This window comes from Streptomyces sp. NPDC048603 (assembly GCF_043199475.1).
Lineage (GTDB): Bacteria > Actinomycetota > Actinomycetes > Streptomycetales > Streptomycetaceae > Streptomyces.
This window is the reverse complement of the sequence record NZ_JBICVY010000006.1, coordinates 1-23,938: the sequence shown is the minus strand read 5'-3', so window position 1 is coordinate 23,938 and position 23,938 is coordinate 1. Positions and strand designations below refer to the sequence as shown.

Genomic DNA, 23,938 nt, shown 5'->3' with positions numbered 1-23,938 from the left:
CCGGGGCCTCCTCCGCCACCGGGGCGGCCGGAGCCTCCTCGGCGACCGGGGTCACGGGAGCGGCCACGGCCGGGGCGGCCGGAGCGGCGACGGTGGCCTCGGCGACCGCGGTGCGGTGGACACGGGTGCGGCGGCGGCGCGGCTTGCGAGCCTCCGCCACGGCCTCCTCGCCCGCCGGGGCGAGCGGCGCGGCCTCGGCGGTCTCGCCGGCCGGGGTCACCGCGTCCGCGGCGATCTCCGAGCCGCCCCGGGTCCGCCGCCGCTGACGCGGCGTACGGGTGCGCGCCGGACGCTCCTCGACGGCGGGGCCCGCAGCGGCCGACTTGCGGCCGCGGCCGCCGGTCTCGCCCAGGTCCTCGATCTCCTCGGCCCGCAGACCGGCGCGGGTGCGCTCGGCCCGGGGCAGGATGCCCTTGGTGCCCGCCGGGATGTTCAGCTGCTCGTACAGGTGCGGGGACGTGGAGTACGTCTCCTCGGGCTCGTGGAAGTCGAGCTCCAGCGCCTTGTTGATCAGCTGCCAGCGCGGGATGTCGTCCCAGTCGACCAGGGTGACGGCGGTGCCCTTCGCGCCCGCGCGGCCGGTGCGGCCGACCCGGTGCAGGAAGGTCTTCTCGTCTTCGGGGGACTGGTAGTTGATGACGTGCGTCACGCCCTCGACGTCGATGCCGCGCGCGGCGACGTCGGTGCAGACGAGCACGTCCACCTTGCCGTTGCGGAAGGCCCGCAGGGCCTGCTCGCGGGCGCCCTGGCCCAGGTCGCCGTGAACGGCGCCCGAGGCGAAGCCGCGCCGCTCCAGCTGCTCCGCGAGGTCCGCCGCAGTCCGCTTGGTGCGGCAGAAGATCATCGCCAGTCCGCGGCCCTCGGCCTGCAGGATCCGGGCGACCATCTCCGCCTTGTCCATCGAGTGCGCGCGGAACACGTGCAGCGCGATGTTGGCGACCGTCGCGCCCTCGTCGTCCGGCGCGGTGGCACGGATGTGCGTGGGCTGCGACATGTAGCGGCGGGCCAGGCCGATGACCGCACCCGGCATGGTCGCCGAGAACAGCATGGTCTGGCGCTTCGCCGGAAGCAGGTTGATGATCTTCTCGACGTCGGGCAGGAAGCCCAGGTCGAGCATCTCGTCGGCCTCGTCCAGGACGAGCGCCTTCACGCGGGACAGGTCGAGCTTCTTCTGCCCGGCGAGGTCGAGCAGGCGGCCCGGGGTGCCGACGATCACGTCGACGCCCTTCTTGAGCGCCTCGACCTGGGGCTCGTACGCGCGGCCGCCGTATATGGCGAGGACGCGGACGTTGCGGACCTTGCCCGCGGTCAGCAGGTCATTGGTGACCTGGGTGCACAGCTCACGCGTCGGGACGACGATGAGGGCCTGCGGGGCGTCGGTGAGCTGCTCGGGCGTGGCCCGGCCGGCCTCGACGTCCGCGGGGACGACGACCCGCTCCAGCAGCGGAAGGCCGAAACCGAGCGTCTTGCCGGTTCCGGTCTTCGCCTGGCCGATGACGTCCGTGCCGGAGAGGGCGACGGGGAGGGTCATCTCCTGGATCGGGAAGGGGGACACGATGCCGACGGCCTCGAGGGCTTCGGCGGTCTCGGGAAAAATACCGAGTTCTCGGAACGTAGTCAGGGTGCTGCCTCTTCTGTGAGACGCGGCGCGAGGCGGCGAGGGGGGTCGTACCGTGCCGGGCTTGCTGTACGTGCCGTAGAGCCGTGTACATACGAAGCTGCGCGGGACCACTGCCATCGCTCAAGCGCTCGTGCCGCTGAGGGGGCCCCTCATGGGAGATGGCACGCTTGGACGTGCGCACCACACCGAGGGCGGTCGGTTGGAGCCGATCGGGCCACCGACCGGGCATCCTCATTCGGATGCGCCTGCCGAACTACTCGACTGGCGCAATACCACTGTACCCCGGATTCGCGCAGCTGTGTTGGGTGAATTCACCTGGGCGGCATCCTGGCCTGGGGTTCGAGTGGAGTCGGTGCCGGACCGGCCCGGGGCTGCCGGGCCCCGACGGCCCGGCCGGGCAGGCCCTTCCCGGGCCCGTCCGGCGGGCTATTGTGCGGAGCATGTCGACCGAAGAAACTGCTCAGCCCCCGGCCGAAGGCCCCGGCGAGAACACCGAAGGCGCCACCGGGATCGCCGCCCAGAACTGGGCGGACGCCTCCGCCTCGCCGCAGTACCGGGCCGCCGTCGTGGACCTGCTCGGCGCGCTCGCCTACGGAGAGCTCGCCGCCTTCGAGCGGCTCGCGGAGGACGCCAAGATGGCGCCCACCCTTGCCGACAAGGCAGAGCTCGCCAAGATGGCCTCGGCGGAGTTCCACCACTTCGAGCGGCTGCGCGACCGGCTCGCGGCGGTCGACGCCGAGCCCACCGCCGCCATGGAGCCCTTCGCCAAGGGCGTCGACGACTTCCACCGCCAGACCGCGCCCTCGGACTGGCTGGAGGGCCTGGTCAAGGCCTACGTCGGCGACTCGATCGCCAGCGACTTCTACCGCGAGGTGGCCACCCACCTGGACTCCGACACCCGCGCCCTGGTCCTCGGCGTGCTCGACGACACCGGCCACGGCAACTTCGCCGTGGAGAAGGTGCGGGCCGCGATCGAGGCCGACCCGCGCGTCGGCGGCCGGCTCGCCCTGTGGGCGCGGCGGCTGATGGGCGAGGCGCTCTCGCAGGCCCAGCGGGTGGTCGCCGAGCGCGACGCGCTGTCCACCATGCTGGTCGGCGGGGTCGACGGGATGGCGGCCGGCTTCGACCTGGCGGCCGTCGGAGAGATGTTCGCCCGCATCACCAAGGCCCACACCAAGCGGATGGCCGCGCTCGGCCTGGCCGCCTAGGGTCATGCCACGGCCCCGGGGCGGTGGCTCCGGGGCCGGCACAGGGGAGGGATCCCGCACGGGATCACTCATCCTCCCGACGGGAGTGAAAACGGAGCCCGGCGGGCGGACCTCCCGGAGCGGCCGGCCGGCCGCAGCAGCAGCGACAGCACCACCGCCGACACCAGCGCCGAGCCGAGCAGGCCCGCGGCCGGGGAGTGGTGCCCCGGGCCCAGCGCGAAGACCGTCAGGTACTGCCCGAACAGGGCCCCCAGCGTGCCGCTGACCAGCACCAGCCGTGGGGAGGGCAGCCTGCTGCCGAGGAGTCTCACGGCGACCGTGGACAGGGCGAGACCCACCAGGGCGGAGCCGAGCACCTCCAGCAGCAGCATGAGCGTCCTCCCACGGGGTCAGGGGAAACCGGGTCACTGCCGGTCCTACCCGAAGCGGAAGGAACGGAAACGGCCCGGTGGGGGTACCCCCACCGGGCCGTTTCACAGGACTCCGGTGCTCCGGACACCGCCGGAGCACGTGCTCAGACGGCGCCGAAACCGACCTTGCGGGCGGTCGGCTCGCCGATGTCGACGTACGACAGGCGGTCCGCCGGCACCAGGACCTTGCGGCCCTTGGTGTCCGTCAGCGAGAGCAGGGCCGTCTTGCCCGTCAGGGCGTCGGTGACGGTGGCCTCCAGCGCCTCCGCGCTCAGCTCGGTCTCCAGCACGATCTCCCGGGGTGCGTGCTGCACGCCGATCTTGACCTCCACGGCTTGTCCCTCCGACGTCTCCGGGTCGCGCGATCACCGCGCCGTACTCGGACACATTAGCCCGGAGTGAGGACGGGAACGGCGTCCCCGGTACACGCTCGCAGCGAACACCCGGCCACGGCCGGGAGCGCGCCGGTACGGACCCGGCACGCTCCCCGGAAACCGGGCGTCAGTGCAGTTCGGCCTGCTGCTCCGCGCCGTGCAGCGGGAAGCCCGCGATGCCCCGCCAGGCCAGCGAGGTCAGCAGGCCGACCGCCTTCTCGCGCTCCACCGGGCTCTCGCTGGACAGCCAGTACCGGGCCACCACCTGCGACACCCCGCCCAGGCCCACGGCCAGCAGCATCGACTCGTCCTTCGACAGGCCGGTGTCCTCGGCGATGACCTCCGAGATGGCCTCGGCGCACTGCATGGACACCCGGTCCACGCGCTCCCGCACCGCCGGCTCGTTGGTCAGGTCCGACTCGAAGACCAGCCGGAACGCGCCACCCTCGTCCTCCACGTACGCGAAGTACGCGTCCATCGTCGCGGCCACGCGCTGCTTGTTGTCGGTGGTCGAGGCCAGCGCCCCGCGCACCGCCTGCAGCAGGTTCTCGCAGTGCTGGTCCAGCAGCGCCAGGTAGAGGTCCAGCTTGCCGGGGAAGTGCTGGTACAGCACCGGCTTGCTCACACCCGCGCGCTCGGCGATGTCGTCCATCGCGGCCGCGTGGTACCCCTGCGCGACGAAAACCTCCTGGGCCGCGCCCAGCAACTGGTTGCGTCGGGCTCGGCGCGGCAGTCGCGTGCCCCGCGGGCGCGCCGCCTCGGTCTGCTCGATGGCTGTCACGCCGCCTCCCACTTTCTCTAGAACACAGTGCGCTGTGCGCCGCGCCCGCCATCGTACTTTTCGGTAACCGATTAAGGGGGGTCCAGAGCGAGAATTCTCGCCCTGCGGACGCCCGCGAGCGCTGGTCAGCGGTAGTCGTCGTCGTCCATGACGACCACCCGCGCCTGCTCCGCGGCGTCGCCTTCGGTGGCTTCGCCGCGTTCATGGCCGGTGAGCGGTGCGTCCTCGTGCGGATTGAGCTCCGTGTGCTGCTCCGCCGCGTCCGCCTCGGGGGCCTCCGCGTCCAGTCCCTCCTCGAACGGTGTCTGGAAGGTTTCGGGCTCCGCAGGATCGACAGTCATTCCGCTCCCCTCTTTCCCTCGCTCCTCCTATGAGCCTAGGAGACACGGGAGTGCGCCGCTACGCGGACCTGTGACTGCGGACACACCGGTTTCGGCCTTGATCGTCTCGTAACATTGGCCGCATGTCTTCCACCGAGCTGCCGGGTGTACGGTCCGCCGCAGAGCTCCCCTCACCGGTGGGCGCGGTCCGGGTGGCCGAAGGCGAGCGGTTGCGCAGCGTAGCGCTCCCCGGCCTCACCCTCACCGTCCGCTCACGCCCGCCCGCCCGGCGAGGACTGCCCCCCGCACTGTTCGTGCACGGCCTCGGCGGTTCCTCGCTGAACTGGTCGGCGCTCATGGGACAGCTGGAGGACGCCGTCGACGGAGAGGCCGTCGACCTGCCCGGCTTCGGGGACTCGGCCCCGCCCGCCGACCGCGACTACTCCGTCACCGCCCTGGCCCGCGCCGTGATCCGGCACCTGGACGCGGCAGGCCGCGGACCCGTGCACCTGTTCGGCAACTCCCTCGGCGGCGCCGTCTCCACCCGGGTCGCGGCCGTCCGGCCCGACCTGGTGCGCACCCTCACCCTGATCTCGCCCGCGCTGCCCGAACTGCGCGTGCAGCGCACCGCGGTGCCCACCGCGCTGCTGGCGGTGCCCGGCGCGGTGTCCGTGGTCTCCCGGATGTTCCGCGACCTGACGGCCGAACAGCGCACCCGCGGGGTGATGGGCCTCTGTTACGGCGACCCCTCACGGGTGACACCCGAAGGCTTCCGGGACGCCGTCGCGGAGATGGAGCGGCGCATGGCGCTCCCCTACTTCTGGGAGGCGATGTCCCGCTCCTCGCGCGGCATCGTCGACGCGTACACCCTCGGTGGCCAGCACGGACTGTGGCGCCAGGCGCAACGGGTTCTCGCGCCGACGCTCCTGGTCTACGGTGGCCGGGACCGGCTCGTCTCGTACCGCATGGCGCGCAAGGCCGCCGCGGCCTTCCGGGGTTCGCGGCTGCTGACCCTGCCGGAGGCCGGGCACGTGGCCATGATGGAGTACCCCGACCTGGTGGCCGCGGCCTTCCTGGACCTGCTGCGCGACGACCGGACCGGGCACGAACTGCACACGGGCGAGGACAGAGGCTGAGGATTCGTGGGACGACATAGTCGCAAGGCCCCCGCCCCCGGTCACACCCCGCCCGCCCCGCCACCCTCGGTGACCCCGCCCGCACCCACGGTGGGATCCGGGCCCGGGACGGTCGGCGGCAACGGCACCGGCCGCAGGCGGCGCGCCGAGCCCTCCGTGATCCACCGCCACGGGCAGCAGTCCGGCCCCGAGGCGCGCTCCGGCTCCGACGTGCGCTCCGGCCACCCCGAGATGAGGGAGGACGGGGGCGGCTGGGGAGCCGCCCCCGGCAGCGGCCCCGCCACCGTGTACGGGGACTGGCGCGGGGCGCCGCGCCGGCCCGCCGCGCCGGACCCGGCCTTCGGCGCCCCCCGCTTCCGCGACACCGACACCCCGGCTTTCGGCACGCCCGCCTACGGCACCCCGGCGTTCGCCGCGCCCGCTCCGGCCGCGCCCGCCCCCGCCGCCGGATTCCCGCAGGCCGGCCGGGAGTTCCCGCGCGAGTTCCCCGGGCCGGCCGGTGACCCCGTCACCTCCACCGGCCCGCACCGCCGGGTGCCGCCCACCCGGACCGCGCCGGAGGCCGACGCGGCGCCCCCGGCCGGGCCGTCGGGCGCCCGGCGCGGGGTGAAGGTCCGTACGTACACCGGCGTGGCGGCCGCGGCCGTCACCACCGTGCTCGCCGTGGTGGTCGCCGGCCAGGTCACCGGCGACGACGGCGGCCGGGTCGCCACGCACTCGGCCGGGGACAAGGGCAAGCGGGCGGTTCCCGGGCAGTCCGCGGCGTCCCGCTCCGACGGGCGCGCCACCCCGGACGCCGCGCAGGCCCCCGCGGCCGTGCCCGCGCCCGCGCCGGAGAAGACGTACGAGCAGAAGATGGCCGAGCAGTACCCGATCGACCCGAAACTCGCGGGCCCGGGGACCTTCGACACCGTGCCGGGCGTGGCCAAGGCCCCCGGCAAGGGCAAGCTGGTCCGCTACCGGGTCGACGTCGAGCAGGGACTCGGCCTCGACGGCACGCTGTTCGCCGAGGCCGTGCAGCGCACCCTCAACGACGACCGCAGCTGGGCGCACAAGGGCGCGCGCACCTTCGAGCGCGTGCCGTCCGGCGAGGTCGAGTTCGTGATCACCCTGGCCAGCCCGGGGACCACCGGGGTCTGGTGCAAGAAGTCCGACCTGGACACCACCGTCGACAACGTGTCCTGCGACTCCGGGAGGACCGAGCGCGTGATGATCAACGCGTTCCGGTGGGCGCAGGGCTCGCAGACCTTCGGCCCGCAGGCGATGTTCGAGTACCGGCAGATGCTGATCAACCATGAGGTCGGACACCGGCTCGGCCACGGCCATGTCAGCTGCCGAACCCCGGGCGCGCTCGCGCCGGTCATGCAGCAGCAGACCAAATCCCTCGACATCGACGGCATCGCCTGCAGGCCGAACCCGTGGGCCTTCCCGGGCAATTGACGACGCGCCGTCACCCGGCCGCGGCGGCTGCCCACCGCCGTGGGGCCGGGGCGGTGGCGGAGGCCTGAGGCGAAGTCCCGGCTAGCGCTGTCGAACGCGAACCGTACGGGAAAGTTACGACTCTTCACCCCTTCCGGTGGCGCGACGGACAACCGTCCGTCGGGCCACGGGCATATCCGCTTGAGTTCTCCCGCGGCGAGACCCGATCGCCGCGTACGGGAGAACGGGGGTGCCACACGTGCGGATCGGCTTACTGACCGACGGTGGTTCGAGGCAGTGGTGCGACCGGCTCGTCCGCGGTCTCCCACAGCACGAGTTCACGCTCTACGCACAGCCGGCGGGCGAGACCGCCGCCGGCCGTCGCGGGCTCCGGCGCCGGGACCGGGCGCGGTTCGCGTCCGCCTTCCGGCACCTGGCCGGCGCCATCTGCGCGGCACCGGACGCCGATGCCGGCGCCGGCCGCGACCACGACCGAGGCCGTGACCGGGCCTTCGCCGACGGCCTCCACGCCCTCGCGGAATTCGCCCAGGAGCGCGGCGGGCTGACCACCGCCCTGCGTTCCGAGGACGCCCTCCGCGCACTGGAGGCCGGCTGCCGCGCCCCGGGCGCGCACCGCGCCGTGCAGTCGGCGGGCGCGGCGGACCTGGCGGACGTCGCGGCGGCACTGGAACGGGCACTCCGCCCACTGTCCCTGGACTGGTACGAGAGCCTGGGCGCGGCCGACGTGGTGCATGCCGCGGCGGGCGGAACGGCAGCGCTGCCCGGGCTGGTGGCCAAACGCTTCTTCGGGGTCCCGCTGCTGGTCACCGAGTACGGCGTCCAGCTCCGCGCGCACTGCCTGGAGCAGGGCGGCACCAGGGCCGTACGGGCGATGACCGGAGGGTTCCAGGCCCGGCTGGCGGCCGAACTCTACGACCGCGCCGACCTGCTGACCCCGGGGAACGCGCACGCCCGGCGCTGGCAGGAGCGGTGCGGAGCCCCGCGGACGCGGGTACGGACGGTGTACCCCGGCATGGAGGCGGACCGATTCGCCACCGTCGGGGAGGCGGACCTCGCCGAGGCCGAGCCCGGGACGCTGGTCTGGGTCGGACGGGTCGAGCCCGCGAAGGACCTCATCGGACTGCTGCACGCCTTCGCGGAGGTGCGGCGGGCCGAGCCGGAGGCCCGGCTGCGGATCTTCTGCACCGCCCCGGCCGCCCCCGACGGCTCCCGGCACCCGGCCGACCTGCGCTACCTGGCGGACTGCCGGGCCCTCGCGGCCCAGCTGTTCCCCGACGAGGCGGCGGACCGGGTCTCGGCCGGAGAGAACCCGGTGAGCTTCGAGGAGACCGGCGGACCGTACGCGCCCTCGGTCGCGGAGGCGTACGCGGCGGGACGGGTGGCCGTCTCCTCGTCCGTGGTGGAGGGCTTCCCCACCACGCTGGTCGAGGCGATGTTCTGCGGCCGCGCGACGGTGTCCACGGACGTGGGCGCGGTGTTCGAGGTCATCGGCGGCACCGGTCTGGTGGTCCCGCCGAGGAACCCGCGGGCCCTGGCGGAGGCGTGCCTGTCGATGCTGCGGGACCACGAGCGGGCGGCCCGCCTGGGCGCGGCCGCCCGGGCGCGGGCGCTCGAACTGTTCGCCGCGGAGCGGACGGTGGCGGCGTTCGGGGAGATGTACGTCGACCTGATCGCGGCCGCGGGCGGGAGCCCGGGCCGCTGGGAGGTCCCGTTCGCCGTCCCGGCGGAGGCGAGGGTGCCGGGGCACTGGACCACCCCGAGCCGGGTCGCGGAGGCGCCGGTATGACCCCCTCACCCCGGGACCCCGCCGCACCCCCGCGCGCGACGACACGCCCCGACCACGTCCACCCCACCCCCCCGACCTCCTACCGGCCGGATGCCGTCCCGCCGGAGGGCGGAGCCCGAGTGGTCTCGCGGGGCCCGGCGACCGGGGGCGGTCTCCGTCCGGCCTCCCGGGGCTTCGGTTCCGAGGGCGGACCGCGTGCGGTCAACCGGGGCTCCGGCCCGGCCTCGTCGAGGGCCTCAGGCCGGACGCCGGTGCCGGACGTGGCAGGTCGGGGCCCGGTGTCCGCGGGCGTGCGCCGCCCGAAGACCCAGGCCGCCGCCCCGCGGCCGATCGCGGCCCGGTCCGCGGTGGACCGGACCTCGGTGCAGCCGGTCGTCGCTCGCTCCGCCGTGGGGCCGGCCGGCGCAGACGTGGCCGTGCCCGTGCCCGTGGGCGGGCTGCGTCCGAGCGCGTGGGGCGGAGCCGTGCCGGAGGCCGGACCCGGGCCGCGCGCCCATGAGCCGTTGCAGGTCGTGTGGAGGGGGAGTGTCGTGCAGGGATTCGGTCCGGAGCCGGTTCCGCCGGCCCGTGGGACGAACGAGACCCCCGGGTCCGGGTCCGGCGGGTTGGGTACGTCGTCCGGGTTTCCCGGCGGAGCCGCCGGCACGCTCCCGGGCGGGGCCGAGGGTGGTTCCGGAGCGGAGCTCCGGCAGGGGGCGGGGCAGGGCCCCGCCAGGGGGGCGAGCGGTCGCGCCGGGGACGGGCAGGGCTTCGGTGCTGCGCCGCAGGTGTCCGCCGCGCTGCCGGACCGGCGGCCCGTCGGCGCGCCGGACCCGGCGAGCGGTGGTGCCGGGGTCGGGGAGCCCGTTCGGCACGGGGCGGCTGCCCCGCCGCCGCGGCGGAGGGGCGGCGGGGATCCCGTCAAGGCGCTGATGCACCGGCACCGCGAGCTCTGCGAGCGGGCCGTCGGGCCGCTGGAGATCGCCGCCGGGCTGGAGGCCGCCGGGGTCACCGACCGGACCGCCGCCCGGTGCCGCCACCGCGACGTGTTCTCGCTGGCCGAGGAGATCCACGCCCGGGTGCCCCGCCCGGCCGGCGGATTCGCCCCGGAGCCCCGGCCCGTACCCCCGCGCGACCCCCGCGCCGCGTGCCGGGCCGCGGCCCGGACCGTGCTGCCCGCCGGACTCGCCGCCCTGGCGGCCGTACTGGCCGGGCCCGTCGCGGGCGGCTGGGCGGCGGTGCTGACCGGGCTCGCGGTCGGCCTGGCCTTCCTCTGGCCCACCGGCAGGCGCGCCCCCGGCGGGGCCGGGGCCGTGGCGGCCCTGCCCCGGTGCGCGGCCGCGGCCGGCGCCGCCGGGGTGGCGTACGCGGTCCACGTCCACGGTGCCGGCCTCGGGCTGGGGCTCGCCCTCGCCGCGCTGCCCGCGCACTGGGCCGCGTCCTGGTGCTCCGCCCACGCCCGGCGCCGCCTGCGCACGGCCCGGACACTGGACGAGTTCGCCGCCTCCGCCCGGCCGTTGCCGCTGCTGGCCACCGCCGGGTACGCGGCCGCGGCCCTGCCCGTGCTCGCGCTCACCGGCGCACCGCTCGGCACCGCCGCGCCCGTCGCCCTGCTGCTGTTCCTCGCCCGGCTGCTCTGCGCCCACCACGGGCACCGGGCGGCCGCCGCCGCCCTCGCGCTCGGGCTGCTGCCCGTACCCGGCCTGGCCGCCGTGCTCGTCGCGGCCGGCGCCGTCCACGCCACCGTCGCACTGTCCCGCGCCTCCGCTCACACCCGGAGCCCGCACGCGGGACCCGGGCGCGGACCCGGACGCGGATCCGGGCACCCCGTACCCCGACACCCCGTACCCCGACAAGGAGAAGACATGGACTGCCGGCGAATCGAGCAGGGGGCCGCGCGATGAGGGTGCTGCTGATCGGAGCCAACGGATACCTCGGCCGCTACGTCGCCGACCGGCTGCTCGCCGACCCCGCCGTCCAGCTCACCGCCCTCGGGCGCGGCGACGACGCGGACGTCCGCTTCGACCTGGCCACGGGGAGCCCCGGCGCCCTCACCCGGTTCCTGGACGCCGTCCACCCCGGCGTGGTGATCAACTGCTCCGGGGCCACCCGCGGCGGCGCCCGCGAGCTGACCCGGCACAACACCATCGCCGTCGCCACCATCTGTGAGTCGCTGCGCCGCAGCGGCTGCGGCGCCCGGCTCGTGCAGCTGGGCTGCGCCGCCGAGTACGGCCCCAGCCAGCCGGGCTCCAGCACGGCCGAGGACGCCGTGCCGAGACCCGGCGGGCCGTACGGCGTCAGCAAGCTGGCCGCGACCGAGCTGGTGCTCGGCTCCGGGCTGGACGCCGTCGTGCTCCGGGTGTTCTCACCCGTCGGACCCGGCACCCCCGCCGGGTCCCCGCTCGGCCGCCTCGCCGAGGCCATGCGCCGCGCCATGCAGTCCGGGGACAGCGAGATCAAGCTCAGCGGGCTGGGCGTACAGCGCGACTTCGTCGACGTACGGGACGTGGCGCGCGCGGTGCACGCCGCGAGCCTGTCCGCCGCCCAGGGCGTGGTCAACATCGGCACCGGCCGGGCCGTCCGGCTCCGGGACGCCGCCGCCGTCCTCGCGCGGGTCGCCGGCTACGGCGGCGCCCTGCACGAGATCGACGCCCCGGACCGGCCGCACGGGCACGGCCTGCCCGTCCGGCACGCCGGCATCGGCGCCCCGCGCTCCGAGGCCACCGCCGAGCAGCTCGCCGCCGCGGTCCCGCCCCCGTACCCCTACCCCGACGGCTGCGGAACCTGGCAGCAGGCCGACGTCCGCACCGCCCGGGACCGGCTGGGCTGGCGGCCGCGGATCAACCTGGAGGAATCCCTCGCGGACATCTGGATGGAGGCGGCATGCCGCATCTGACCACCCCGCCCGGGGCCGCCCCGGCCGCCACCGAGGCAGGCCGGCTCGGCCTCGGCGTGCCGGGATACGCGCACCCGCTGCTCGCCCCCGCCGAATGGGGCGAGCTGGCCCGGCCCGGCACCCCCCTGCACTGGGCCGTGCTCAACGTCGCCGACGGGCCCGGACAGCGGCCCGACCCGCACTGCTCCGAAGCCGCCCACAAGCTGCGCGAGGCGGGCGGCACCCTGCTCGGCCACCTCTCCGTGCGGGACGGCGAGCGGACCGTCGGGGAGCTGCTCTCCGACGCCCACCGGTACGTGGACTGGTACCGGGTCGGCGGCTTCTACCTGGCCGGGGCCCCCTCCGACCGGGCCTCGCTCGCGGCCGTGCGCCGGGTCGTGGACACCCTGCGGACGCTCGGCGAGACGCCGCCCAGGATCGTGCTGGGGCACGGCACCCACCCGTACGCCGGCTACGCCGAGACCGCCGACCAGCTGGTGACCTTCTCCGGGGCCTGGGTGGACTACCGCTGGTCACAGGTGGCCGAGTGGACCGCCGAGTACCCGCCGGAGCGGTTCTGCCACCTCGTGCACGGGGTGCCGCGCACCCACCTGGAGGAGGCGATGCGGATCGCGCGCTGGCAGGGGGCCGGGACCATCTGGTTCACGGACCGCTCGGACCGCGCGGGGAGCCGCGGGAACGGGGACCCATGGGCCGGAATGCCCGCGTACTGGGACGAAATCGTCTCGCGTATCGGACAGGGTGTCTCGGAATGAAGAAGGGCGTGGCACTGTTACGGGAAGTACAACCACCAGTTTGCTCCCCGCGCCAGCGGGGACGCTCCCCCGCTACGGAGAGTGCCCGTGTCGCTGCCACCCCTGGTCGAGCCAGCTGCTGAGCTCACCGTTGACGAGGTCCGTCGGTACTCCCGGCACCTGATCATCCCGGATGTCGGGATGGACGGCCAGAAGCGCCTGAAGAACGCCAAGGTGCTCTGCGTCGGTGCCGGCGGCCTCGGCTCGCCCGCCCTGATGTACCTGGCGGCGGCCGGTGTGGGCACGCTCGGCATCGTGGAGTTCGACGAGGTCGACGAGTCGAACCTGCAGCGCCAGATCATCCACAGCCAGTCCGACATCGGCCGTTCCAAGGCCGCGTCGGCCCGCGACTCCGTGCTCGGCATCAACCCGTACGTGAACGTGATCCTCCACGAAGAGCGGCTCGAAGCCGAGAACGTGATGGACATCTTCAGCCAGTACGACCTGATCGTCGACGGCACGGACAACTTCGCCACCCGCTACCTGGTGAACGACGCCTGCGTGCTGCTGAACAAGCCGTACGTGTGGGGCTCGATCTACCGGTTCGACGGCCAGGCCTCGGTCTTCTGGTCCGAGCACGGCCCGTGCTACCGCTGCCTCTACCCGGAGCCGCCGCCGCCGGGCATGGTCCCGTCCTGCGCCGAGGGCGGCGTGCTGGGTGTGCTCTGCGCGTCCATCGGCTCCATCCAGGTCAACGAGGCCATCAAGCTGCTCGCCGGCATCGGCGAGCCGCTGGTCGGCCGCCTGATGATCTACGACGCCCTGGAGATGCAGTACCGCCAGGTCAAGATCCGCAAGGACCCCGACTGCGCGGTCTGCGGTGAGAACCCGACCGTCACCGAGCTCATCGACTACGAGGCCTTCTGCGGCGTCGTGTCGGAGGAGGCCCAGGAGGCGGCTCTCGGCTCGACGATCACTCCCAAGCAGCTCAAGGAGTGGATCGACGACGGCGAGAACATCGAGATCATCGACGTCCGCGAGGTCAACGAGTACGAGATCGTCTCGATCCCCGGCGCGAAGCTGATCCCCAAGGGCGAGTTCCTGATGGGCAACGCCCTGCAGGACCTGCCGCAGGACAAGAAGATCGTCCTGCATTGCAAGACGGGTGTCCGCAGTGCGGAAGTCCTCGCGGTGCTCAAGTCCGCGGGCTTCGCCGACGCGGTGCACGTCGGCGGCGGCGTGATCGGCTGGGTCAACCAGATCGAGCCGTCGAAGCCGGTCTACTAGGCCGGTCTGGCGGGTCCGGCGGACCTGTCCGATGATGTGACGACCCGGAGGGGCCGTACCGCGCGGGATGCGGTACGGCCCCTCCGTACATCAGGCGGCCCCTCCGTACATCAGGCGGGGGTGCAGACCGTCTTGTCGGCGGGCACCTTGCCGTCGAGCAGGAAGCCGTTGACCGACTTCTGCACGCACGGGTCGCCGCTGTTGTACGCGCCGTGCCCCTCGCCCTTGTACGTCATCTCCACGCCGACCCCCGGGCCGAGCCGCTTCACCATGTTCTGGGCGCCCTCGTAGGGGGTGGCCGGGTCGCCGGTGTTGCCGATCACCAGGATCGGCGGGGCGCCCGGCGCGCTCACGTCGGGAGTGGTCCAGGCACCGTCCACCGGCCAGTCGCTGCAGCTCATCAGGCCCCAGCCGAGGAACTCCCCGAACACCGGGGAGGCCGCCTTGAACTGCGGCAGCTTCGCCTTCGTCTGCTCCAGGTCGAACCGGTCCTTGCTGTCGGCGCAGTTGACGGCGATGTTGGCCGCGAGCAGGTTGTTGTAGTTGCCCTCCTGGTCCCGGCCGGTGAGCAGGTCCGAGAGCGCCAGCAGCAGCTGGCCCTGGCCGCCCTCGGCCTCGTCCAGCCCCTGCTCCAGCAGCGGCCACAGCTCCTGTGAGTACAGCGCCGTCGCGATGCCGTTGGTGGCGGCGGTCTGGGTGAGCTTGCGGTCGCCGATGCCGGCGATGGGCTCCTTGTCCAGCTCCTGCTGCAGCTTGATGATGTTGTCCTCGATCTCCTTGACCGTGCTGCCCTGCAGCTGGCAGGCGTCGCCCCGGTCCACGCAGTCCTGGGCGAAGTTGTCGAGCGCCAGCTGGAAGCCCTTGGCCTGGCCCAGCGCGCTCTGCTCGGAGGTCTGGGTGGGGTCCACCACCGCGTCGAACACCGCCCTGCCGACCTTGTCGGGGAAGAGATGGGCGTACACCCCGCCGAGCTGCGTGCCGTACGAGATGCCGAAGTAGTTGAGCTTCTCGTCACCCAGGGCCTGCCGGAGCACGTCCATGTCGCGGGCGGCGTTCAGGGTGCCGACGTAGGGGAGCACCGCGGCGGAGTTCTTCTCGCACGCCTTCACGTACCCCTGGAGGGCGTCGGTGTACTCCTTCTCCTCGGCGGGGCCGGTCGGGCTGCCGTCCGTGGCGTAGTACCGGTCCAGTTGCCGGTTGTTCTCGCAGATCACCGGGGCGCTGCCGCCGACCCCGCGCGGATCGAAGCTGACCAGGTCGTAGCGTTCGTTCAGGGCGGTGTACTCCTTCTCGGAGCCCGGCAGGGTGGTGATGCCGGAGGCGCCGGGTCCGCCGAAGTTGAAGACGAGCGAGCCGAGGCGCTTGCTCTTGTCCTTGGCGGGGAGACGGATGAGCGCGATCTCGAGCTGCTCACCGCCGGGGTCGGCGTAGTCGCGCGGCACCTTGAGGGTGGCGCACTGCCATTCCTTGGACGGGGCCTCCCCGCTGCCCTGGGCGGGTGTGGGGGGCGGGCAGGATTTCCAGTCGAGCTTCTGCGGGCTCGGCTGTGGACTGCCCGTGCCGCCGGTGCTCTTGGTCTTCTCGGCGCTGTCGGAGCAGCCCGTGGTGGAGAGCAGGGCGGCGGTGAGGGCGGCGGCAGCGGTGGCCCGCAGGGCTTTTCCCGTCATGGCCCCATCCTGTGGGTGATTCCGCCGGTCCGCCCGTGCCGTGACCCGTTCGGGGGTGAGCGTTCTGTCCCCGTCCGTGGTGACCTGGTGGGTATGAACGGCGAGAACGGCGAGAACGGCGAGAACGGCGAGAACGGATCAGACTGCGCGAACGGCTCGAAGGGCGGGGAGCACGGAGAGCAGCAGGAGCAGCAGGAGGAACACGGCGGCAGCCGGGCGGCGGCCCGGGCGCACCGCGGTCGGACCACGGTCGGGATCGGCGAGGCGGCGGTACTGGCGGGGACCACGCCGACGGCGATCCGCCACCACCACCGGACCGGAGTGCTCCCGGAACCGGAGCGCGGGCCGGACGGCCGCCGCCGGTACGGGTACGACGACCTGGTCCGGATCCTCTGGGCGCTGCGGATGACGGAGCTGGGGCTGTCGCCCGAGGACGTACGGTCGGCCCTCGAACCGGGGGCCGGCGGGGAGGGTCTGCTGGCCGGGCTGGACGCGGCGTTCCGGGCCAGGCGGCCGACGGCGGCCGGGCCGCGGCACCACCCGCTGGGCCGGGAGGTGGCGGCGTACGAGGCGGCCGGGCAGCACGTGGAGGCCGCGCACCCGAGGCTCCGGGCGGAGCGCACGCGGCTGGAGGCGGAGCTCGCTGCGCTGGGGGAGGCGACGGCGGGGGACGTACGGGTGGAGCGGCTGGCCCACGACTGGTTCGTGCACATCCAGGCCCTGGAGGCGGCGGCCCGGGCGACCGGGTTCCCGGAACCGGACTTCACCGACGCGGAGCCGGAGCTCGCGGGGGCGGAGCGGGTCCCGGTCGCGGCGGTTCCGCCGCGGGAGCCCTCCGCCGCGCAGTCCCGCTGCGCGGCGCTGCTGGGCGCGATGCTGGACGACTGGTCCCCACCGGAACCAAAGCCGGACCCCTACGGCTGACCCCACCGCCGCGCCGTGTGGGCCCGGCGGCCGCACCCCGCCGGGGCCACACCTCGGCGGGGCTGGGGCAGGGGCCGTGCCGCCCGGCGGGACGCTAGATCGCTTCCTTGCGGGTCAGGTAGTTGAACGACAGCCACCCCGGCAGCACCGGCAGCCAGAACGTCATCAGCCGGAACAGCAGCACAGCGGAGATCGCGATCTCCTTGTCCAGCCCCGCCGCGATCAGACCCAGCGTCAGCGTGGTCTCCACGGCGCCCACACCACCCGGCGTCGGCGCCGCCGACCCCAGCGCGTTGCCCGCCAGGAACACCACCGCGATGCTCGCCAGCGAGATCGCCTCGCCGCCCCCGAACGCGCGGATCGACGCGTCCAGGCACATCACGAAGCACCCGGTCAGCAGCAGCATCCCGCCGATGCCGGTCAGCAGCTTCTGCGGCCGCTGCAGCACGTCCAGCATCCGCGGCACCACGCCCGCGAACAGCGCCCGCACCCGGGTCGCCACGAACTTCCGCAGGAACGGGATCGCCGTGACCACCAGCACCAGCACCGCGACCGTCAGCAGACCCGCGATGACCGTCCGCGACGGGGTCATCTCCGGGGTCTTCTCGGTCCCCGTCAGATAGCCGAAGGACAGCAGCAGCAGGATGTGCGCCCCCAGCCCGAACAGCTGGGACGCGCCCACGCTCGCCACCGCGAGCCCCGGCCGCACCCCGGCGCGCTGCAGGAAACGGGTGTTCAGCGCGACGCCGCCGACCGCAGCCGGCGCCACCAGCTTCACGAACGACCCCGCCACCTGCGCGCACACCGTCCGCAGGAACGGCACCCGCTCCGGCACGAACCCGAGCAGGCTCATCGCCGCGGCGAAGTAGCTGAGCGCAGAGAAGGCCACCGCCGCCCCGACCCAGCCCCACTGCGCCTCGCCGACGATCGTCCCGAAGTCCACGTGCGTCAGCTGGGACAACAGGAAGTACGCGGCGAAGGCACCCGCGATGAAGGACACCAGGGTGCGCGGCCGGATCCGTTCCAGCCGGGCCGGCTCCACCGGCGCCTGCGGCCGGATCAGCAGCACCTGGCGGCGGATCTGGCTGAGCAGGTCCTCCTCCCGGGCCTCGTCCAGCGCCACGTCCAGCGCCCGCTTCTCCGCCCGCTTCTCCGCCTTGGACTCGGCCTTCGCCGACTTCGCCGAGGCCGGCGCCTTCCGGGCCGCCGCCTCCGCCTCCCGCTGCTCCTTCGCCAGCCGCGAGGACTCCAGCACCGCCTCGCGCTCGCGCTGCGCCCGCTCCCGGGCCAGCCTCCGCAGCGTCGCCCGGGTGGACCGGCTCAGCGCGATCGGCTGCAGCAGCGGCAGGCAGTCGGCCACCGCGTCCGGGCCGAGCACCGACACGGCCGCGGCCACCGAGCGCTCCGCGCCCACCCGCAGACCGAGAGTGGTCAGCAGCTGGGCGATGTCCATCCGCAGCACCAGATCGCCCGCGGCGATCTCGCCTCCGCGCAGGTCGGTGAGGGTGACATTGCCGGAACGATCCACCACCAGTGCGTCTCCGGTGAGCCGCCGGTGTGCGATGCGCCGCGAGTGCAGGGCCCGTACCTGCTGCCAGGCGTTGCGGGTCAGCTCGTCGGTGATCTCCTCGTCGGAGAGGGAGTCCAGGCTGCGTCCGCCCAGGTGCTCGTAGACGAGCATCACGGCGTCCGGGCCGAGCTCCGAGGTGGCGATCAGCTTGGGCGCGTTGGCCCCGGCGGCGATGGCGGCGTACGCGAGCAGGGCCTCCTGCTCGAGCGCCTGCCGCAGCGACTGCAGGCTGCGCCGGGTGGTGATGCCCCGCAGGGTGAGCCGGCGCCAGACCCGGTAGAAGAAGCCGTGCGCCTGCTGCTCGCGGTCGACGACGGTGACGTCGAGCGGCGGGCCGTCCTCCAGGGTCACGTGGTAGCGGCGGCCCCGGTCCCGCTGCTCGGGCACCTCCGGGCCCTCCAGCGGCTCGGCGCGCATGGCGGTGACCGGCTGGAAGCCGACCCGGCGCAGACCGGCGAGGAGGTTCTGGCCGGTGGGCCGGACGTTGGGGGAGCCGACGGCGTAGAGGGTGCCGTACGCGACGGTCCAGCCGATCAGCACCGTGAGGATGATCGAGAAGGGGGTGGTGTAGCCGCCGACGAGCATCGCGAAGGCGTCGAGCAGCAGCACCGCCCACAGCGCGACCCGCCAGCGGGGGCGCCGGGTCATGCCGACGGCGGTCATGTACGCGATGACCGGCGCGAGGTAGCCGTGCACCGGATCGGTGAGGCCGTCGCCGACGCCGGTGGCGCGGGTGAGGGCGTCCTGGATGCTCTCCGGGGCGGACCGGGAGACCCACAGGTCGGTGGCGAGGGTGACGCCGTGGGCGAGGACGGCGGCGAGTACGCCGTCGGCGATGCGCAGGCCGTCGCGTTTGATCAGCCGTTCGATGGCGAAGGCGACCGGGACGAGGAGCACGGCGATGCTCCCGACCAGCCCGGCCACCTTGATCAGCAGCGGCGGCGCCTCCTGGGTGCCCGCGCTGATGTCGGCCTCCAGGCCGGCGGCGGTGCCGTGCGCGAAGGCGGCGATGCCGAGCACCAGGACGATGCCGAGGATGCCGATCAGGAGCCGGACCAGGTCGGAGGGCCGGTGCACGCGGGCGGCGAGCAGCGGCTCGTCGATCTCGACCCGGTCCGCACTGGCATGGCCGGTCCGGGCTTCGACGTCGGTGTCGACGTCGGTGTCGGTGTCGGGGGCGGCGTGGGTGCCGGTGCCGGTGCCGGTGCCGGTGCCCGTGCCGGTTTCGGTTTCGGTGCTGGTGCCCGTGCCCGTGCCCGTGCCCGTGTCCGAGTTCGTGCCTGCGCCGGCGTCGGTGTCCGTCGTGGCGGTCGTATCCGTGTCGCCCTCCGCACCGGAGCCCGGTACGGACCCCGGTGGGGACGCGGCCCCGGACGTCGCGCCGGAGGCGGCGTCGCCCGGGCCCGTGCCGGAGCCCGCCTCCGGCGCGGAGGGCGTGCTTCGCCGCGCCTCCGCGTCATCCGGAGGACTCGCACTCCGCTGGTTCGCCGTCACTTCCGTCTCTTCTTGATCATGTATCACCGGTCACCGCCCGCACGATGGTGGCACGGACGGGCGGCAGGGCGGGGCACCAGGGTGCGACCCGGTACGGAAAGAAACGTTCCGTGCGGCCCTCCGGCACGTACGGCACCATGTCCCGGATGAGCGAGCAGAACTCCGCCCCGGCCGCCCTGCCCGACTACGCGGAGCGGGTGCTGGAGGCCGCCGAGCGGATTCCGCCCGGCCGGGTGATGACCTACGGCGACATCGCCGAATGGCTGGACGAGGGCGGCCCGCGGCAGGTGGGGAGGGTGATGGCCCTCTACGGCGGAGCCGTCCCGTGGTGGCGCGTGGTCCGCGCCGACGGCGTCCCACTGCCCGGCAGCGAGCGGCGCGCCCTGGAGCACTACCGGGCCGAGGGAACCCCGCTGCGCGAGTCGCCGGCCGGGCTCCGGCTGGACATGCGGCGGGCCCGTTGGGACGGCTCGGACGGCGGACGAGGTCTGTCTCACACTTGACAGCTTCCGTGATTCCGGCGCCGAGCGGAGGCTCTTCCGGACGATCACGGACCCGTACGAGGGATGCGCGGACGGAACTGCGCCGGGCCCGCCGGTTGCCGTAGCGTTGCCTCTTCGGCATACGCAGACCCACCCCTCAGGACCGGACCGGCACCCCACGTGATCACCTCTTCCTCCCACGGCCGCACGCGGAACCACGACGCGTACCGGTTGCTGCGCGGCGGACCGGAACGCGTGGCTCCCCCCGTGCTGGACGCAGCGCAGCGGGCGGTGGTTGACCATACGGAAGGGCCGCTGCTCGTGCTCGCCGGGCCCGGCACCGGCAAGACCACCACGCTCGTCGAGGCGGTCGCGGCCCGGGTCGAGGCCGGGGCGGATCCGGCCCGGATCCTGGTCCTGACCTTCAGCCGCAAGGCCGCGGTGGAACTCCGCGACCGGACCGCGCTGCGGCTGGGCGGCGCGCGGGCGCCACAGGCCACCACCTTCCACTCGTTCTGCTACGGGCTGCTCCGCGCCCACCAGGACGCCGACCTGTTCACCGAGCCGCTCCGCCTGCTGTCCGGCCCCGAGCAGGACGTGACCGTACGGGCCCTGCTGGAGGGCCAGCGGGAACTGGGGTCCATCCCCTGGCCCGACGACCTGCGGGCCGCGCTGACCACGCGCGGCTTCGCGGACGAGGTCCGGGCGGTGCTCGCCCGCAGCCGCGAACTCGGCCTCGGACCGGACGCGCTGGCCGGCTTCGCCCGGCGGATCGGCCGGCCGGACTGGGCGGCGGCCTCGGCCTTCCTCTCCGAGTACCTGGACGTCCTGGACATGCAGGGCACCCTGGACTACACGGAGCTGCTGCACCGGGCCGTGCTGCTGGCCGAGCGGACGGCGTCGGTGGCGTCCCTCTACGACGCGATCTACGTGGACGAGTACCAGGACACGGACGCCTCGCAGATCCGGCTGCTCCAGGCGCTGACGGGCGGGGGCGCCCGGCTGGTCGCCTTCGGCGACCCCGACCAGTCGATCTACGCCTTCCGCGGTGCCGACGTGAACGGCATCCTCGACTTCGCCGGCTCCTTCCCCGGCGCGACCGTCACCCCGCTGACGGTCTCCCGCCGCTCCGGCGCCGCGCTGCTCGCGGCGACCCGCCTGCTGACCACGCGGATGCCGGTGCCCCGCCTCCCCGCCGCGGCGGTCCGCGCGCACCGCGACCTCCGGGCGACCCGGGAGGGCGGCCGGCTGGAGGTCTTCACGTACCCGTCGCCGGCGACGGAGCTCGACAACATCGCCGACATCCTGCGCCGGGCGCACCTGGAGGACGGCGTTCCGTGGCAGGACATGGCCGTCCTGGTCCGCGCGGGCGGCCGTACCCTCCCGTCGATGCGGCGTGCCCTGATCTCCGCGGGCGTCCCGGTCGAAACGGACGGCGCGGACATCCCCCTCCGCCACGAACCCGCCGCGGCCCCGCTCCTCACCGCCCTCAGACTGTGCGCGGAGTCGGCCCTGACCGAACCCGCCGCCGAGTCCGCCGAGTCCGCCGAGTCCGCCGAGTCGGCCGAGTCCGCCGCCACCGGCCGTGTGGACGGCGCTGACAGCCGTGTGGGCAGTCGTGCCGCAGGGCGATGGGGGTCCCCCCTGCTCGAGCGGAGTCGAGAGCTTGGGGGAGGGTGGGCACACGGCACACCGGCGCGCACCGATCGCGCAGCGTCCCCCGACGGTGCCTCGGCTGCTGAGGCCGGCTCCGCTGCGTCCGGCTCCGCTGAGCCCGGCTCCGCCGAGCCCCGCTTCGGCGTCGAGGCCACCATCGAGCTCCTCGGTTCGCCCCTCGGCGGCATGGACGCCGCCGAGCTCCGCCGCCTCGGCCGCGCCCTGCGCGAGGAGGAGCGGGCCGCCGGGGTGCTCGTACCCGCCCCGTCCGACGTACTGCTCGCGCGTGCCCTCGCCGAGCCCGAACGGCTCCTCGCGCACGACTCCGCGTACGCCCGCGGCGCGCACCGCCTCGGCACGCTCCTGCGCAAGGCCACCGAGCTGCTCGCGGGCGGCGGAACCGCCGAGGAGGCCCTCTGGGCCCTCTGGGACGGCACCCCCTGGCCGCAGCGGCTCGAGCGCAACGCCCGTCGCGGCGGTGCCGCCGGCCGCAACGCCGACCGCGACCTCGACGCCGTCTGCGCCCTCTTCGAGACCGCGGCCCGAGCCGAGGAACGCACCGGAGGCCGCGGCGCGCTCAACTTCCTCGAACAGCTCGAGGCCGAGGACATCGCCGCCGACACCCTCGCCAAGCGGCACACCGGTGGCCGGGAGGCCGTACGCCTCATGACCGCGCACCGCTCCAAGGGCCTGGAGTGGGGTCTCGTCGTCGTCGCCGGGGTGCAGGAGGGGCTCTGGCCGGACCTGCGCCGCCGCGGCTCCCTCCTCGAAGCCGACCGGATCGGCCGTGACGGGCTCGCCGAGCCCCTCACCCCCGGCGCGCTCCTCGCCGAGGAACGCCGGCTCTTCTACGTCGCGGCCACCCGTGCCCGCGACCGCCTGGTCGTCACCGCGGTCAAGGCGCCCGCCGACGACGGCGACCAGCCGTCCCGGTTCCTCACCGAACTCGGGGTGCCCCCCAGGGACGTCACCGGCCGGCCGCGCCGGCCCCTCGCCGTGCCCGCGCTCGTCGCCGAGCTGCGCGCCACCACCGTCGACCCCGACGTCTCGCCGGAGCTCCGCGACGCCGCGGCGCGCCGTCTCGCGCGCCTGGCGGCGCTTGTCGATGAGGACGGCCGCCCGCTGGTACCCGCCGCGCACCCGCAGCGCTGGTGGGGGCTGTACGAGCCGACCCGGGCGGGCGTCCCGCTGCGCGACCGCAGCCGCCCCGTGGCGCTGTCCGGGAGTGCGCTGGACCAGCTCGCCAACACGTGTTCCCTCCAGTGGTTCCTCGGCCGTGAGGTGAAGGCCGACGCACCGTCCACCGCCGCGCAGGGCTTCGGCAACGTGGTGCACGTCCTCGCCGACGAGGTCGCCTCCGGGCGCACCCCCGCCGACCTGGACGTGCTGATGGAGCGGCTGGACTCGGTCTGGGACGGCCTCGCCTTCGACGCGCCGTGGAAGTCCCGGCAGGAGAAGGAGAACGCCCGCGCTGCGCTGGAACGCTTCCTGCAGTGGCACCACTCCGACCGGGCCGGCCGTAGGCCCGTCGCCAGCGAGCACGACTTCGACGTGACCCTGGAGGCGGGGGAGTACGCGGTCCGGATCCGCGGCTCCATGGACCGTGTCGAGACGGATGGGCAGGGGCGCGCGTACGTCGTCGACTTCAAGACGGGCAAGGGGTCGCCGACCAAGGCGGAGGTGGCCCGGCACCCGCAGCTCGCGGTGTACCAGCTGGCCGTACGGGAGGGGGCCGTCGACGAGCACTTCGACGGGAGCCGCCCCGAGCCCGGCGGCGCCGAACTCGTCCAGCTCCGGCAGGGCGCCGCGGCCCGCGACGGCGGGGAGCAGAACCCCAAGGTGCAGGCGCAGCAGCCGCTGTACGACGGGGCGTCCGGCGAGTGGGTCGGCGAGCTCCTGGCCACCGCTGCGGGCCGCGTCCTCGACGAGCGCTTCACCCCGAGCACGGGCTCGCACTGCGACCACTGCTCCTTCCGCGCGGCGTGCAGCGCCCGGCCGGAGGGGCGGCAGACGGTGGAGTAGGGGTGGGGTGGGGTGGGGTGGGGTGGGGCTGCGGAGGGCAGACACCCTTGGACGGCGTCACGGGGGTGCCCGGGGGCTGCCCGTCAGTCCCAGTGTCTTTCCGTGCCGGCCGTCGGCGTCAAGGGCGCGACGTTGTCGCGTCGCCTCCGGC

General features: G+C 74.4%; 18 protein-coding genes. 11 read left to right on the top strand and 7 right to left on the bottom strand.

Going from position 1 to position 23,938, the window contains the following annotated elements; translation table 11 throughout:
- A partial coding sequence (locus tag ACGFQ9_RS15650; protein WP_393574330.1) for a DEAD/DEAH box helicase occupies positions 1–1,531 on the bottom strand: 1,531 nt, incomplete at its 3' end.
- 530 nt (positions 1,532–2,061) lie between these two features.
- On the opposite strand from ACGFQ9_RS15650, the gene ACGFQ9_RS15645 reads away from it, so the two are divergent.
- The gene (locus ACGFQ9_RS15645) at positions 2,062–2,829 is read left to right on the top strand and encodes a ferritin-like fold-containing protein (RefSeq protein WP_393574329.1); all 768 of its coding nucleotides are present in this window, start codon (positions 2,062–2,064) and stop codon (positions 2,827–2,829) included.
- A gap of 68 nt (positions 2,830–2,897) precedes the next feature.
- Here ACGFQ9_RS15645 and ACGFQ9_RS15640 read toward each other — a convergent pair whose 3' ends face one another.
- The 4 genes from ACGFQ9_RS15640 to ACGFQ9_RS15625 form a co-directional block, all read right to left on the bottom strand.
- On the bottom strand, positions 2,898–3,200 hold the full coding sequence (locus tag ACGFQ9_RS15640) for a hypothetical protein (RefSeq protein WP_393574328.1): 303 nt from the start codon (positions 3,198–3,200) through the stop codon (positions 2,898–2,900).
- A 143-nt stretch (positions 3,201–3,343) separates the two neighbouring features.
- Complete coding sequence (locus ACGFQ9_RS15635) at positions 3,344–3,571, bottom strand: DUF3107 domain-containing protein (RefSeq protein WP_393574327.1); 228 nt, start codon at positions 3,569–3,571, stop codon at positions 3,344–3,346.
- A gap of 169 nt (positions 3,572–3,740) precedes the next feature.
- The gene (locus ACGFQ9_RS15630; RefSeq protein ID WP_393574326.1) at positions 3,741–4,394 is read right to left on the bottom strand and encodes a TetR/AcrR family transcriptional regulator; all 654 of its coding nucleotides are present in this window, start codon (positions 4,392–4,394) and stop codon (positions 3,741–3,743) included.
- A 125-nt stretch (positions 4,395–4,519) separates the two neighbouring features.
- Positions 4,520–4,735, bottom strand: a complete 216-nt coding sequence (locus tag ACGFQ9_RS15625) for a hypothetical protein (protein WP_393574325.1) — start codon at positions 4,733–4,735, stop codon at positions 4,520–4,522.
- A gap of 122 nt (positions 4,736–4,857) precedes the next feature.
- Between ACGFQ9_RS15625 and ACGFQ9_RS15620 the strand changes: the two genes are divergently transcribed.
- From ACGFQ9_RS15620 to moeZ, 7 genes are all read left to right on the top strand, one after another.
- Complete coding sequence (locus ACGFQ9_RS15620; RefSeq protein WP_393574324.1) at positions 4,858–5,850, top strand: alpha/beta fold hydrolase; 993 nt, start codon at positions 4,858–4,860, stop codon at positions 5,848–5,850.
- Positions 5,851–5,856: 6 nt separating this feature from the next.
- Entirely contained in the window at positions 5,857–7,290 is a 1,434-nt protein-coding gene (locus ACGFQ9_RS15615; RefSeq protein ID WP_393574323.1) for a DUF3152 domain-containing protein, read from the top strand.
- 238 nt (positions 7,291–7,528) lie between these two features.
- Positions 7,529–9,076 (top strand): glycosyltransferase, encoded by a 1,548-nt coding sequence (locus ACGFQ9_RS15610; protein WP_393574322.1) that lies wholly within the window; start codon positions 7,529–7,531, stop codon positions 9,074–9,076.
- 911 nt (positions 9,077–9,987) lie between these two features.
- Positions 9,988–10,959 carry a hypothetical protein gene (locus ACGFQ9_RS15605; RefSeq protein WP_393574321.1) on the top strand — a complete coding sequence of 324 codons (972 nt, stop codon included), beginning with the start codon at positions 9,988–9,990 and terminating at the stop codon, positions 10,957–10,959.
- Positions 10,956–11,951: an NAD-dependent epimerase/dehydratase family protein gene (locus ACGFQ9_RS15600; RefSeq protein ID WP_393574320.1), complete on the top strand. Its 996-nt coding sequence runs from the start codon at positions 10,956–10,958 to the stop codon at positions 11,949–11,951. Before ACGFQ9_RS15605 ends, ACGFQ9_RS15600 begins: the two co-directional genes overlap by 4 nt.
- On the top strand, positions 11,939–12,706 hold the full coding sequence (locus ACGFQ9_RS15595; RefSeq protein WP_393574319.1) for a spherulation-specific family 4 protein: 768 nt from the start codon (positions 11,939–11,941) through the stop codon (positions 12,704–12,706). Before ACGFQ9_RS15600 ends, ACGFQ9_RS15595 begins: the two co-directional genes overlap by 13 nt.
- A gap of 87 nt (positions 12,707–12,793) precedes the next feature.
- Positions 12,794–13,972 carry an adenylyltransferase/sulfurtransferase MoeZ gene (gene moeZ, locus ACGFQ9_RS15590; protein ID WP_393574318.1) on the top strand — a complete coding sequence of 393 codons (1,179 nt, stop codon included), beginning with the start codon at positions 12,794–12,796 and terminating at the stop codon, positions 13,970–13,972.
- A 110-nt stretch (positions 13,973–14,082) separates the two neighbouring features.
- Here the strand turns inward: moeZ and ACGFQ9_RS15585 are convergent, their stop codons facing one another.
- A complete protein-coding gene (locus ACGFQ9_RS15585) occupies positions 14,083–15,639 on the bottom strand; it encodes an alpha/beta hydrolase (protein ID WP_393574317.1) in 1,557 nt (518 codons plus the stop codon).
- A 93-nt stretch (positions 15,640–15,732) separates the two neighbouring features.
- On the opposite strand from ACGFQ9_RS15585, the gene ACGFQ9_RS15580 reads away from it, so the two are divergent.
- Positions 15,733–16,563: a MerR family transcriptional regulator gene (locus ACGFQ9_RS15580; RefSeq protein WP_393574316.1), complete on the top strand. Its 831-nt coding sequence runs from the start codon at positions 15,733–15,735 to the stop codon at positions 16,561–16,563.
- A 94-nt stretch (positions 16,564–16,657) separates the two neighbouring features.
- On the opposite strand, the gene ACGFQ9_RS15575 is transcribed toward ACGFQ9_RS15580, so the two are convergent.
- A complete protein-coding gene (locus ACGFQ9_RS15575) occupies positions 16,658–19,627 on the bottom strand; it encodes a lysylphosphatidylglycerol synthase domain-containing protein (protein ID WP_393574315.1) in 2,970 nt (989 codons plus the stop codon).
- A 137-nt stretch (positions 19,628–19,764) separates the two neighbouring features.
- On the opposite strand from ACGFQ9_RS15575, the gene ACGFQ9_RS15570 reads away from it, so the two are divergent.
- On the top strand, positions 19,765–20,130 hold the full coding sequence (locus ACGFQ9_RS15570) for an MGMT family protein (protein ID WP_393574756.1): 366 nt from the start codon (positions 19,765–19,767) through the stop codon (positions 20,128–20,130).
- A 159-nt stretch (positions 20,131–20,289) separates the two neighbouring features.
- On the top strand, positions 20,290–23,787 hold the full coding sequence (locus tag ACGFQ9_RS15565; protein WP_393574314.1) for an ATP-dependent helicase: 3,498 nt from the start codon (positions 20,290–20,292) through the stop codon (positions 23,785–23,787).
- Positions 23,788–23,938 lie beyond the last annotated feature (151 nt).

What these genes read in the sequence shown, in the direction of transcription:
- ACGFQ9_RS15600 (WP_393574320.1), top strand. Translation starts at nt 10,956, where the DNA reads ATGAGGGTGCTGCTGATCGGAGCCAACGGATACCTCGGCCGCTACGTC.
- ACGFQ9_RS15625 (WP_393574325.1), bottom strand. Translation starts at nt 4,735, where the DNA reads ATGACTGTCGATCCTGCGGAGCCCGAAACCTTCCAGACACCGTTCGAG.
- ACGFQ9_RS15645 (WP_393574329.1), top strand. Translation starts at nt 2,062, where the DNA reads ATGTCGACCGAAGAAACTGCTCAGCCCCCGGCCGAAGGCCCCGGCGAG.
- ACGFQ9_RS15595 (WP_393574319.1), top strand. Translation starts at nt 11,939, where the DNA reads ATGCCGCATCTGACCACCCCGCCCGGGGCCGCCCCGGCCGCCACCGAG.
- ACGFQ9_RS15605 (WP_393574321.1), top strand. Translation starts at nt 9,988, where the DNA reads ATGCACCGGCACCGCGAGCTCTGCGAGCGGGCCGTCGGGCCGCTGGAG.
- ACGFQ9_RS15640 (WP_393574328.1), bottom strand. Translation starts at nt 3,200, where the DNA reads ATGCTGCTGCTGGAGGTGCTCGGCTCCGCCCTGGTGGGTCTCGCCCTG.
- ACGFQ9_RS15580 (WP_393574316.1), top strand. Translation starts at nt 15,733, where the DNA reads ATGAACGGCGAGAACGGCGAGAACGGCGAGAACGGCGAGAACGGATCA.
- ACGFQ9_RS15585 (WP_393574317.1), bottom strand. Translation starts at nt 15,639, where the DNA reads ATGACGGGAAAAGCCCTGCGGGCCACCGCTGCCGCCGCCCTCACCGCC.
- ACGFQ9_RS15570 (WP_393574756.1), top strand. Translation starts at nt 19,765, where the DNA reads ATGTCCCGGATGAGCGAGCAGAACTCCGCCCCGGCCGCCCTGCCCGAC.
- ACGFQ9_RS15620 (WP_393574324.1), top strand. Translation starts at nt 4,858, where the DNA reads ATGTCTTCCACCGAGCTGCCGGGTGTACGGTCCGCCGCAGAGCTCCCC.